11 protein-coding genes are annotated in these 12,188 nt (G+C 72.7%); 5 read left to right on the top strand and 6 right to left on the bottom strand.

The window, feature by feature from the left end; translation table 11 throughout:
- The first annotated feature begins 8 nt into the window (after positions 1-8).
- Complete coding sequence (locus DFQ13_RS12000) at positions 9-968, top strand: aromatase/cyclase (protein ID WP_110079843.1); 960 nt, start codon at positions 9-11, stop codon at positions 966-968.
- Between the two features lie 127 nt (positions 969-1,095).
- Here DFQ13_RS12000 and DFQ13_RS11995 read toward each other — a convergent pair whose 3' ends face one another.
- Positions 1,096-1,716 (bottom strand): TetR/AcrR family transcriptional regulator, encoded by a 621-nt coding sequence (locus DFQ13_RS11995; RefSeq protein ID WP_110079842.1) that lies wholly within the window; start codon positions 1,714-1,716, stop codon positions 1,096-1,098.
- A 147-nt stretch (positions 1,717-1,863) separates the two neighbouring features.
- On the opposite strand from DFQ13_RS11995, the gene DFQ13_RS11990 reads away from it, so the two are divergent.
- The gene (locus DFQ13_RS11990; protein ID WP_233438370.1) at positions 1,864-2,958 is read left to right on the top strand and encodes a pyridoxamine 5'-phosphate oxidase family protein; all 1,095 of its coding nucleotides are present in this window, start codon (positions 1,864-1,866) and stop codon (positions 2,956-2,958) included.
- Positions 2,959-3,033: 75 nt separating this feature from the next.
- Here DFQ13_RS11990 and DFQ13_RS11985 read toward each other — a convergent pair whose 3' ends face one another.
- Positions 3,034-3,465 (bottom strand): nuclear transport factor 2 family protein, encoded by a 432-nt coding sequence (locus tag DFQ13_RS11985; RefSeq protein WP_035284869.1) that lies wholly within the window; start codon positions 3,463-3,465, stop codon positions 3,034-3,036.
- A gap of 163 nt (positions 3,466-3,628) precedes the next feature.
- Between DFQ13_RS11985 and DFQ13_RS11980 the strand changes: the two genes are divergently transcribed.
- Together DFQ13_RS11980 and DFQ13_RS11975 are read left to right on the top strand one after the other, a co-directional pair.
- Entirely contained in the window at positions 3,629-4,414 is a 786-nt protein-coding gene (locus DFQ13_RS11980) for an SDR family NAD(P)-dependent oxidoreductase (protein WP_110079840.1), read from the top strand.
- A 167-nt stretch (positions 4,415-4,581) separates the two neighbouring features.
- Positions 4,582-7,236 (top strand): SpoIIE family protein phosphatase, encoded by a 2,655-nt coding sequence (locus DFQ13_RS11975; RefSeq protein ID WP_110079839.1) that lies wholly within the window; start codon positions 4,582-4,584, stop codon positions 7,234-7,236.
- Between the two features lie 831 nt (positions 7,237-8,067).
- Here the strand turns inward: DFQ13_RS11975 and DFQ13_RS11970 are convergent.
- Positions 8,068-9,072, bottom strand: a complete 1,005-nt coding sequence (locus tag DFQ13_RS11970; protein ID WP_110079838.1) for an alpha/beta fold hydrolase — start codon at positions 9,070-9,072, stop codon at positions 8,068-8,070.
- A 317-nt stretch (positions 9,073-9,389) separates the two neighbouring features.
- On the opposite strand from DFQ13_RS11970, the gene DFQ13_RS11965 reads away from it, so the two are divergent.
- The gene (locus DFQ13_RS11965; protein ID WP_052021360.1) at positions 9,390-9,743 is read left to right on the top strand and encodes an STAS domain-containing protein; all 354 of its coding nucleotides are present in this window, start codon (positions 9,390-9,392) and stop codon (positions 9,741-9,743) included.
- A gap of 18 nt (positions 9,744-9,761) precedes the next feature.
- Here the strand turns inward: DFQ13_RS11965 and DFQ13_RS11960 are convergent, their stop codons facing one another.
- From DFQ13_RS11960 to DFQ13_RS11950, 3 genes are all read right to left on the bottom strand, one after another.
- Positions 9,762-10,217 (bottom strand): DUF4383 domain-containing protein, encoded by a 456-nt coding sequence (locus tag DFQ13_RS11960; RefSeq protein ID WP_035284548.1) that lies wholly within the window; start codon positions 10,215-10,217, stop codon positions 9,762-9,764.
- A gap of 71 nt (positions 10,218-10,288) precedes the next feature.
- On the bottom strand, positions 10,289-11,305 hold the full coding sequence (locus tag DFQ13_RS11955; protein WP_110079837.1) for an NAD-dependent epimerase/dehydratase family protein: 1,017 nt from the start codon (positions 11,303-11,305) through the stop codon (positions 10,289-10,291).
- Positions 11,306-11,378: 73 nt separating this feature from the next.
- Positions 11,379-12,170: an SDR family NAD(P)-dependent oxidoreductase gene (locus DFQ13_RS11950; RefSeq protein ID WP_035284540.1), complete on the bottom strand. Its 792-nt coding sequence runs from the start codon at positions 12,168-12,170 to the stop codon at positions 11,379-11,381.
- Between the last annotated feature and the right edge of the window lie 18 nt (positions 12,171-12,188).

The following is a 12,188-nucleotide window of genomic DNA, read 5'->3' as shown; positions in this document are numbered from 1 at the left end:
CAGCACCGATGCGAACCGAACGCGAACACCACACCGAACACCGACTGGTCGTCGCGGCGCCGCCGCGGGTCCTCTACGGCCTGGTCGCCGACGTCACCGCCTGGCCCGCCGTGTTCGGCCCGAGCGTGCACGTCCGGCACCTCGACCGGTCCGAGCGCGAGGAGCGCTTCGAGCTGTGGGCCACGGTGAACGGGGCCGTCAGCACCTGGACCTCCCGGCGCACGCTGGACCCCGGCGGGTTGCGGGTGACCTTCGACCGCGAGGTGAGCGCGCCGCCGATCGCCTCGATGGGCGGCGAGTGGCGGTTCCGCGCCCTGCCGGGGAACCGGTGCGAGGTCGTGCTGCTGCACCGCTTCACCACGACCGACGACGACCCCGGGACCGTGGGGTGGGTCACCGCGGCACTGGACCGCAACAGCCCGGAGGAACTCGCCGCCCTGGCCCGCGTCGCGCAGTCCGGTCACCCGGTCGAGGACGTCGTCTTCTCGTTCACCGACGCCCGGGCCCTGTCCGGCTCGGCGGCGGGCGCCTACGAGTTCGTGGCACGCGCGGACCTGTGGGCCGAGCGGCTGCCGCACGTCTCCAGGGCGGTGCTGTCCGAACCGGCCCCCGGCGTCCAGGACCTGGAGCTGGACACGGTGACGGCGGACGGCTCCCGGCACACCACCCGGTCGGTCCGGATGTGCGGTGAAGGGGAGTGGATCGCGTACAAGCAGGTGGTCACCCCGGAGCTGCTGCACGGGCACAGTGGCCTGTGGACCTTCACCGAGGGGCCGGAGGGCGCGCTGGTGACCTCCCGGCACACGGTGGTCATCAACCCCGGGGCGGTCGGCACCGTGCTCGGAGCGGGCAAGACCGTGGCCGACGCCAAGGTGTTCGTGCGGAACGCCCTCGGCCGCAACAGCGCGACGACCATGTCCTCCGCCGCTGCCTTCGCCGCCGAGCACAGCGCCCGGTCCGGGTTTTGACCTGTTCGGCAGTGCAGTGGAGCGGTGGAGCGGTCGGGGCTGCGGACGCCCCGGTGGACGTCTGCGCGTCGTTCGGCGCGGACACCGCCTCGGGTGCGCCTGCCGATCGTCGGCGGGTGCATCGCGCCTACTGGTCACCGCGCAGGTAGCGGGTCACCATGGCGACCAGTTCGTTCTCGAACGTCTCGACGGGGACGGTCTGCGGAGCGGCCATGAACCTGTGCGTGTTGATCTCCACGGTGAACAGGATGATCTGCGCGGCGGTGTCGGGGTCGCCCACGTGGATGTCGGGGTGCCGGACGAGGATGTCGCGGACCTGGGCCGTGCGCAGCTTCTCGTGCCGGTCGATCGTGTCGTGCAGCGCCCGGGAGACCGGTGCCTCCTCGATCATCACCCGGAGCAGGCGGGGGTCGTCGCTGTGGTTGTCGATGGCGTCGCGGACGAACGCCCGGACCGTCGCCTCCAGCGTCCCCGGTGAGAGGTCGACATCGTCGGCGCTGGTCCAGGTGCCGCGGTCGATGTGCTGGACCAGGAGTTCGGCGAGGATGGCGTCCTTGTTCGGGAAGTACTGGTACAGCGAGCCGATGGAGACGTGGGCGTGCTCGGCGATGCGGTTGGTGGTGCCCGCGGCGTAGCCGTGCTGGGCGAAAACGTGAGCAGCCGCGGTGAGGATGCGCTCGCGCGTGAGCTCGGCGCGCACCTGGCGGGGCTTGCGACGTGGCTCCAAGCGGCGGTCCGTCGGTGGCATCGTGGTCCTCCCCGAGGGCATCGAAAGCGAGTGGAAAACATGTGAGCTATTGCTCATAATAATCTCACCCGTTCGCGGGTTGCCTGCGGCGCGGTCGGTCCGCGCCGGGCTGAGGGGGTTCCGATGCAGTTCAGCGCACTCCACCGCATGACGACGTTCGACGAGGTCGAGGCCGTCGTGGGACGACCGCCGTCGATCATCATGCTGAAGCAGGTCAGCGCCCTCGACGAGGGCTGCCGCGCCATCCTCGCGCTCTGCCCGCTGGCGGGCTTCGGTCACCGCGACGCCGACGGCGTCAGCCGCACGGCGTTCGTCGGCGGCGCACCGGGATTCGTGCGCGTCCACTCGCCGACGCGGATCTCGTTCACCCTGCCCGACGGCGAGGCGCACGGCCCGGTGTCCTTCGTCTTCCTCCTGCCGGGCATCAGGGAAACGTTGCGCGTCAACGGTTCCGTTGCCAGGCGGAAGGGCACCGAGACGTTCGTCGACGTCCAGGAGGCGTACGTGCACTGCGGGCAGGCCGTCATCCGCTCGCGCCTGTGGCAGCCACCCGCTCCCACGCCCCCGACGCCCGGCGTCGAGGGCGACGGACCGCTGCGCGGGCCCGGTGTCGCGGACTTCCTCGCCGCCGCCCCGTTCCTCGCCCTGTCCACGTGGGACGATTCAGGCGGCGGTGACACCAGCCCGCGCGGGGACCGGGACGTCGTCGCGCGGGTTCTCGACGCCCGGACGCTCGTCATCCCGGACCGCAGGGGCAACAGGCGCGCGGACAGCCTCCACAACGTCCTCCGGGACGACCGGCTCTCGTTCGCCGCCCTCGTCCCCGGCCGCACCGACGTGCTGCACGTCCGCGGCCGGGGCTCGATCACCGACGATCCGGCGTTGCTGGAGACGATGGCGTTGCGCGGGACGCCCCCGCACGCGGCGCTGCTCGTCGACGTCGACCACGCCGAGGTGACCGCCTGCGCCGCCGTGGCGCGCTCGGGGGTGTGGACGGCGGCCACGCACCTCGATCGCCACGCGGTGCCGGATCTGATGGCGCTGGCCGGGGCCCACCTCGCCGCGAACATGGCCGACGCCCGGAGGGGCCCGCTCGCTCGCGCGCTCAAGGCCGTCGTGGGGATTCCCGGGATCGGTCGGGTGTTGCGGCCGGTGGTGGACCGCGCCTACCGGTCCGGGCTGCGGAAGGAGGGCTACGACGACGTCGAGGTCGGCTCACGGCGCGGCGCGCGGCTCGGGTGATCCGCGGACCGACCTCCCGGCCCACCGGCGCGGGGTCTCCACCGCCTGCGAAAACCCCGCGCCCCGGTCAGCGGCTCAGTCGAAGTGGAGCCGGTCCTGCCGGACGTGCCTGGACCTGGTCAGCAGTTCGTCCCCCACCCGCACCAGCACGTCGGTCACCAGGCAACTGGGCCCGATGCGCTGGTCGCCACCCGGCCTGGTGTTGACCGTGTAGGCGTAGTAGGTCGCGCGCCAGGAACCACCCTCCCCCGGGTCGAGGACGACCATGTTGAACCAGTGCCTGCGGACCACCGGGTCGTCGTCGAAGCGCCGGTGGAACTCGACCAGTTCCGCCACGATCCCCGCCCTGGTGGCGGCCAACTGCCCCGGCGTGTGGCTGAACTCGCCGTCCTCGGTGAAGGTCGCGGCGAAGCCCTCGAAGTCGCGGCCGTCCATCAGGTGCGTCTGCCTGGCGAGGAAGTGCACCACCTCGCCGTGGAGGTCGCGGGCGGTGTCGGTCGTGGTCATGGGTTCCTCCCGGTGCCGTGCGGAAGCCGCCACCGTGGCGCACCGGACTAGCGGGTCGCTCGAACCCCGCCCCCCGGGGCCAAGACGGGCACGACCGGACTCCGAGCGGCGCCGGTCACCGTCGTGCCGTCGCCCGCGTTCCACCACCGCGAAGGGAAGAGCCATGAGCCGAGTCGACCAGCAGGTCGCGATCGTCACCGGTGCCACCAGCGGGATGGGGCTGGTCATCGCCGAACGGCTGGCCCAGCAGGGCAGGCGGGTCTACCTCTGCGCCCGGGACGCGGATCGGCTGGCCCGCACGGTGGGGTCCCTGCGGGACCGGGGGCTCGAGGTGGACGGGAGCGCGTGCGACGTGACCTCCGCCGACCAGGTGGTGCGGTTCGTCCGCGCCGCCGTCGACCGGTACGGGCCGATCGACGTCCTGGTCAACAACGCCGGGCGCAGCGGCGGTGGCGCCACCGCCGAGATCCCCGACGAGCTGTGGTTCGACGTCATCAACACCAACCTCAACAGCGTGTTCCTGATGACGAAGGCGGTGCTCACCACCGGCGCCATGCTGGACCGCAAGTGGGGCCGGGTGGTCAACATCGCCTCGACCGGGGGCAAGCAGGGCGTGGTGCACGCCGCGCCCTACTCGGCGTCGAAGCACGGGGTGGTCGGGTTCAGCAAGGCGCTCGGGCTGGAGCTGGCCGCCACCGGCATCACCGTGAACGCCGTGTGCCCCGGGTTCGTCGAGACCCCCATGGCCGCGCGGGTGCGCGAGCACTACGCCGGGATCTGGGGGGTCGACACCGAGGAGGCGTTCGACCGCATCACGGCCCGCGTGCCGATCCACCGGTACGTGGAGTCCGACGAGGTGGCGGCCATGGTCGAGTACCTGGTCGGCGAGCGGGCCGGGGCGGTGACCGCCCAGGCGCTGAACGTCTGCGGCGGACTGGGCAACTACTAGAGCCCCCGGTGGGTGATCTTCGGCCCTGGTCCGCGGGGTGTTCCGCCACGCGGTGTTCGGCGGGTCGGAGAGCCGAGGTGGCGGGCGCCCGCGTCACGGCGAGTTGTCGTGGGGGTCCTTCGGCGATTCGTCGGGCATCGGACGGGGGATCGGGGCACCATCGTGGCGTGGACGAAGCGGAGCGACTGCGCGGCTTGTTGGGTGGGCTGCCGCTGGTGGTGTGGGAGGCGGACGCGCGGACGGGGGCGTTCACGTTCGTGTCCGAGCACGCCGAGACCCTGTTGGGGTACCCGGTCACCCGTTGGACGGGTGACCGGGGGTTCTGGGCGTCGATCACCCACCCCGACGACCGGGCCGCGGCGGCGGAGTTCCGCGCGCGGAACGTGGCCGCGCGCGACGACTTCGAGTCCGACTACCGGGTCACCGCCGCCGACGGGCGGGTGCTGTGGGTGCACGACGTCGTCCACGTGGTCCGGGGCGCGGGGGGTGAACCGCGCACGCTGCGCGGGTTGATGGTGGACGTCACGGCGCGGCGGTTCGACGAGGACCGGGAGCGGTTCCTCGCCGAGCTGGAGTTGGCGCTGCAACCGCTGACCGACGCCGAGCAGATCATGGCCGAGGCGGCCCGCGGGCTCGGTGAGCACCTGGGCGCGGACCGGTGCGCCTACGCCAGGGCGGAGGCCGACGAGGACCACTTCCTGATGAGCGGTGACCACGCCACCGGCCTGCCGCACCTGCCCGGCCGGTACTCGATGGCCGACTTCGGCGCGGGCTGCCTGCGGGCCATGCGCGCGGGTGAGCCGTGGGTGGTGACCGACAGCGGGACCGACCCGGCGGTCAGGGACCTCGACGCCTACCGGCTGACCGGCATCCGGGCGGTGATCTGCGTCCCGCTGCTCAAGGCGGGCCGGTTCACCGCGGCCATGGCCGTGCACCAGGCCTCGCCCCGGGCGTGGACCGACGACGACGTCGAGCTGGTGGGCGACGTCGCCGCCCGGTGCTGGGAGTCGTTGGAGCGCGCGCACGCCGCGCGGGAGCTGCGGGAGAGCGAGCGGCGGCACCGGATGCTGTTCGAGCACGCGGCCGACGCGGTCTGGATGGCCGACCACGACCTGCGCTTGGTGGAGGTGAACCCGGCGGCGTGCGCGCTGCTCGGGCACTCCCGCGAGCGCCTGCTGTTGATGTCGGTGCCCGACCTGCTGCTGCCGGGCTCGCCGGACCGGTTGGCCGACCTGGTGGCGCGGGTGGCCACCGGGGAGCAGGTCACCGAGGTGTGGGAGGTGCGGCACGCCTCCGGCGCCACGATCTCGGTGGAGTTGAGCATCGCGGGCACCCCGGCGGGCCTGCAGGCGATCGGCCGCGACGTCACCGCCCGCCGCGCGGCCGAGGCGGAGCGGGAGGCCGAGCTGCGCCGCGAGCACGAGATCGCCCAGGCGCTGCAGCACAGCCTGCTGCCGCGCGAGCTGCCCGACCTGGCGCGGCTGGCCACCGCGGCCCGGTACCGGTCGGGGTCGCGGCACGCGCAGACCGGCGGCGACTGGTACGAGGTGCTGCCCACCAGCCGCACGTCCGTGGCGATGGTGGTCGGCGACGTGGTCGGCAAGGGCCCGCGGGCGGCGGCGGTCATGGGCCAACTGCGCAGCGCGCTGGCCGCCTACCTGCTCGACGGCCACTCCCCCGCGTCCGCCCTCCAGCGGTTGGACCTGTTCGCGACCCGCAACCCCGGCGCGGTGGGCAGCACCTGCGCCTGCCTGCTGCTCGACTGGGAGACCGGGGTCCTGCGCTGGTCGGCCGCGGGCCACCCGCCACCGCTGGTGGTGGACGAGACGGGCGCGCGCTTCCTGATCGGCACCACCGGCACGCTCCTGGGCGCGGACGGCACGTTCACCGAGAACGAGGTCCACCTCTCCCCCGGCACCTCACTGGTGCTCTACACCGACGGCCTCGTCGAACGCCGTGACCACCTCATCGACGACGACCTGGCCCGCCTGGCCGACCTCGTCGCCCCGCTGCACGCCCTGGACCCGGAGACCATCACCGACCGCATCACCACCGCCCTCCTGGCCGACGGCCACGACGACGACGTAGCCCTGGTCGTCGCCCGCTACCTGCCCGCCCCCCTGAGCAGGAGGGACGTGCCCGCCACCCCGGCGGTGCTGGCCGAGGTGCGCACGGACATCAGCCGCTGGGGCGCCCTCGCGGCCCTGCCCCAGGACACCCTGATCGACCTCAACCTCATCCTGGGCGAGGCGACGGCCAACTCGGTCGAACACGCCTACCCGAACGGCGGCGGCACACTGGACTACTCGGTCACCCGGGGCGCAGGCGGCTCCCTGCGCACCCAGGTGCGCGACCGCGGGCGCTGGCGACCACCCCCGGCGGACCCCGGCCACCGAGGCCGCGGCCTGGCCATGATCCGCAGCCTGGCGGCAACAACCATCCAGCACGGCCCAGAAGGAACCCTGATCGACGCCCGGCTCCCCACGAACACCGAAACCACACCGACCACAACGCCCCCACCACAAGTGGAGCGGACACCCACAACCCCCGACCACCGCGTGCGGATCAACGGCGACCTCGACCTGACCGGCGCGGCCCACTGGCGCCCGGAACTGCTGGCACACGCGGCACACGGCGAACCACTGACCGTCGACCTGACCGAGGTGTCCTACCTGAGCAGCTCCGGAATGGCCCTCCTGCTGGACATGGCAGCACGCACCACGGTCACGGTCCGGGTGACCGAGGGCAGCGGCCCGGCCCGAGTCCTCGGCCTCTCCGCCCTCCCCGCACACACCGTGGCGGTGGAGGTGGTGACCACTTAGGACCCCCGGACCACACCACCAACACACCACAGGCCCAGCCCCAGCCACCCGAAACCCCCACCGGCGCAGCAACAACCGGCAACCCCGACAAACCGCCAGCCCGACTACGCAAACGCCCGGGTAGGCGGACGCGCCTGTCGGCCGACCACCCCCAGAACCGGCGGCCCAGCCACCGAAATGCCCAGGTGGGTGGATGAGCTTGTCGGCCGACCACCTCCGAAACCGCCGGCCCGGCGAGCGAATGCCCGGGTGGGTGGAGGTGCTTGCCCAGCCGACCACCCCAAGAACCGCCTGCCCGGCGAGCCAATTGCCCGGGTGGGTGGATGCGATCGCCCAGCCGACCACCCCAAGAACCGCCTGCCCGGCGAGCCAATTGCCCGGGTGGGTCGATGCGATCGCCCAGCCGACCACCCCAAGAACCGGCGGCCCGGCGAGCCAACTGCCCCCGTGGGTGGATGTGCCCGCCCAGCCGACCGCCCCGAAAACCGCCAGCCCAGCCAAGCAAACGCCCGGGTGGGCGGGTGTGCTTGGTCAGCCGATCACCCCGAGAACCGCTGGCCCGGCGAGCGGACTGCCCGGGTGGGTGGATGTGTTTGGCCGGGGGTGGCGATCATGTGACAGCCTGCCTGGGCGGTGGGGCATCTTTTCAGCCCCACCTGACGCACTGGAGCACATGATCGCCATAGGGGCCCCGGCCAAACACATCCACCCAGCCGGGCACCACCACCAAAAGACCGGGCTCGTGAAGGCACAGCCGAGCACATCCACCCGCCCAGGCACCACACAACAAACGACCGGGCTTTGAGGATTTCAAAGGCAAGCCACGAGGACCTAACCAGCCTCGACCAGGTGGGCACGGAGGTGCTCACGCCCATCAGTGGCGGCAACAGTTTCCCGCAGGAAAGCCGCGACCTCACCCGCGAAGCGCTCCGGATCGTCCAGGTGCGGGAAGTGCCCGCTCCCCTCGAACACCGACAGCCTGCTGTTCTCCACCTGTTCGTGCGCGTCGATGCTGTGCTGCGCCGGGATGCACACGTCCGCGTCGCCGGTGATCAGCAGCAGCGGGATGTGCTCGGTCAGGTAGAGCTTCTCGGTGGCGTCCAAGCGCTGGCCGCCGATGTCGAGCGCGGACCTGGCGGTGTGCACGAAGGCGGAGCGCGCGCCGTGGTCGGCGAGGGAGGTGACCGCCCTGGCGACCTCCTCCAGGTCGTTGCCCGCGATCGGCGGGACGGCGCGCAGCACCCGGTGCACCAGGTTGCCCACCCACTTGGGGGTGAGGGCGGTGATCAGCCGCAGTGTCAGGACGCTGCCGGGGATGGTGGCCGCCCGCAGCGCCGGGGTCACCTCGTGGCCCAGCCCGCCGCTGGCGACGAGCACCAGCCGCTCGGTCGCCTCGGGGAACTGGTAGGCGAACTGCATGGCCACCCCGCCGCCGAAGGAGTGCCCGATGATGGTGGCCCGGTCCAGGTCGAGGGCGACCAGGAGGTCGCGCAGGCCCGCGGCGTACGAGCCGACGGAGTAGTCCCCGCTGCGCGGTTTCGCGGACCGGCCGTGGCCCAGCAGGTCGGGGGCGATCACGGTGGCGTGCTCGGCCAGCAGCGGCAGGACCGGCCGCCACGTCTCCGAGTCGCCCGCCAAGCCGTGCAACAGGACCACCGTGGGTCCGCCGGTGCCCGCCCGGAGGTAGCTGAAGGTGCGGCCGTGCAGCACGGCCTCGCACTCGGTCACGCCGTCGTCCGCGTCTTCGCACCGGGCCACGCCGTCGGCGACCTCGTCGGTGATGACCGGGACGGCCCGGACCTCCGGATCGGCGGGAACCTCGTCACGACCAGCCATGTCGGCAGCCCTCCACACGTCGACAACCACGCTTCCGGGTTACCCCGAATCGCCGACGATCACGCCTGGCGAGCGGGCGTCGACCGCCACAAGGTCGAGCGCACCGCCGCCCACCTGGGGGAACAGCGCACCGGCCGGGGTATCGGGATAGGCAAGTGGTCTGCCGTCGCTACGCGGCGCGCCGGTGGTCCGGACGGCCCGCGCCCGGGTGCATTCGCCGGTGACCCGGCAGGCAGGTGCGGTTGCGGACCCCGGGGGACGCGACCACCATGGTGCCACTGCCTTCGATCCGCCGGGAGTGAGGACTGGAGGTCCGCATGGCCGAGACGGTGGTGTCAGTGCAGGCGGTGGAGACCGCCGGGGAGACGGTCGTGCTCAAGGTGCGCGGCGACATCGACATGGCGAGCCGCGACAGCTTCCACCGATCCCTGTTCGAGCAGTGCTCCGCCGCCTCCGGGTGCTCGGTGGTCGTGGACCTGAGCGAGGTCGGGTTCATGGGGTCGGTCGGGGTGGCCGGTCTGGTGGAGGCCAAAGCCCGGTGCGCTGAGCGCGGCTGCACCCTGCGGGTGCTGGTGGTCGACAACCGGCCGGTGCTGCGCCTGCTGGAACTGGCCAGCCTGATGGCGCCGCTGGACGTCCACACCGACCCGTCGGGGATCACCGGCGGGTGATCTCCCGACGGGCGCGGGTCACGGGCGGATGACGTCGCGCTGGCGCGGGAGCAGGGCGAAGCCCAGGACCGCCATGCCCACACCCAGGCCCAGGTGCAGCCAGTTGTCGGCGGAGTTCACCGGCACGAAGTTCGCCGCGCTGCCGTGGTCGATGGCCAGGCCGTAGACCCACAGCACCAGGTACACCGCGCCGCCGCCGATCAGGTAGCCGCGGGCGCCCGCGGGGGTGCGGGCCAACAGGAGACCGGCGACTCCGAAGGCCAGGTGCACGAGGTTGTGCAGCACGGAGACGGCGAAGACACCGAGCAGCATCGCCATGGAGTGGTGCCCGGCGAAGGTCAACCGGTCGTAGTCGGTGGTGATGCCGGGGATGAACCCGAGCACCCCCACCAGCAGGAACACCACTGACACGACCACGGCCACCAGTTGCACCGGTGTACGCGAGGCCGTACCGCTGTTCGTCGTCGAGGACATCCGCGCCTCCATCGTCAAGAGTTCCTGTTCCGCGGGGGTTCCCAGCCCGCGGCTCCCCCAAGCGCGGGATGTCAGGGGTGCAGAGCCGGGCTGGCGGGAACGCCACGGCCCTCGGACAACCCGCCCAGCAGTTCGGTGACCGTGGCGGCCGCGCCGTGCACGGGGTGCCAGTCCAGTTCGGCGGCGGCGCGGTCGGCGCGCATCAGCGGGATGGACAGGGCCAGGTCGAGCCAGCCCGGGGAGGTGGGCAGCACCCGGGCCCGCCACGCCAGGTCCACCGCCGCCCGGACGACCTTGGCGGGCACCCGCACCACCCGGCCGCCGGTGATGTCGGCCAGGTCCAGCGCGTCCACGGCGGGTTCGGCGGCGAGGTTGACCGCGCCCCGCACGCCCCGCTCGGCGGCGGTGACAGCGGCGGTGGCCACGTCATCGGCGTGCACGAACTGCAGCGCCAACCCGGCGGGCAGCGGCAGCACCGGCAGGTTGCCGCGCCGGGCCAGGCCCCACAGCGGTCGGGGCACCAGGGCGCCGATGAAGTAGCGGCGGATCTCGGCGGCGGCGTCGCGTTGCAGCACCAGCCCCGGGCGCAGCCGGGTCACCGCGACCGCGGGGTTGGCGGCCTCGAACCGGTCGAGCAGCGCCTCCACCGCGGCCTTGTCCTCGCTGTACATCGAGGTCGGCACACCCGTGGCGGGCCAGCTCTCGTCGACCGGTTCGAGCGACACCCGCGGCGCGTAGGTGCCCACGGAGGACAGGTACACCAGCCGGGGCACCCCGGCCGCCGCGACGGCCTCGGCGACGGTCCGGCTGCCCTGGACGTTGACGTCGCGCAGGTACTCCCGGTCGTGCGAGGGCTGGATGGCCCACGCCGCGTGCACGACCGCGTCCGCGCCGCGCACGACCTCGGTCAGCACGTCGGGTGCCGAGGCCGCGGTCAGGTCCAGGGAGTGCCAGGTCACCGCGTCGTACGGGCCGCCGCGGGCCGGTCCCCGGCGGGACACCCCGGCCACCTCGTGCCCGGCCGCCAGTGCGGCCCGCAGGACCGCGGTGCCGACGTTCCCACTGCCACCCACGACGACTATGCGCATGGGCCAGCGGTACCCGCCCCGCCGCGGCGCAAACGGGGGATCTGCGAGTCCGATGTGGACTCGGGCGACCCGGTCACGCCGTGGGGCGCGGCTTGGACAGCCAGGTGTGCAGGCCCGACATCACCCGATCGGGGACGAGCAGCGCGCTGAGGTAGGCGAGGCGGTTCAGCGGGGACCCGCCGATGACCCTCGCCCGGCCGGACATCATGGCCTCGAACGCCTGGGCGGCGACCTTCGCCGGGTCGTCCTTGGGCACGGACGTGGCCAGCCGCGTGGTCAGCATGTCCGCCTGGGCGAAGAAGTTGGTGTCGGTGGGGCCGGGCATCAGCGTGGTCACGGTGACCCCGGTGTCCTTCAGCTCGGTGCGGATCGCCCCCGCGAAGGTCTTGAGGAACGCCTTGGACGCGTTGTACACCGCCTGGTAGGGGCCGGGGGTCACCGAGATGACCGACGAGGTGAACAGGACCCGCCCGTGCCCGCGGTCCACCATGCCCGGCAGCAGCGCCTTGGCGAGCTGGACCGCGGAGCGGACGTTCAGGTCGACCCCCGCGAGCTGGTCGGCCATGGAGGTGTCGTGCACGAACGCCCCGCCGATGGCGGTGCCCGCGTTGATCGCCAGCGCGGTGGGCTCGCCGATCTCGACGACCCGCCGGACCAGTTCGTCGACGGCCTCCGGCCGGGTCAGGTCGAGTTGGACCGCGTGCGCGCGGGGCAGCCCCTCGGCGGCGGTGTGCACGGCCGCGTCTTCCGCGACCAGGACGACCTCGATGTCGTGCGCGGCGAACTGCCGGGCGAGTTCGAGGCCGATGCCGCTGGAGGCACCGGTGACGACGCCCAGCGGTGTGGGCACGTTTGCTTCAGCCATACCTCCGAACTACCCAGC

Source organism: Actinokineospora spheciospongiae (assembly GCF_003182415.1).
GTDB classification, from domain to species: Bacteria; Actinomycetota; Actinomycetes; order Mycobacteriales; family Pseudonocardiaceae; genus Actinokineospora; species Actinokineospora spheciospongiae.
This window is presented reverse-complemented; position numbering and strand designations above follow the sequence as displayed.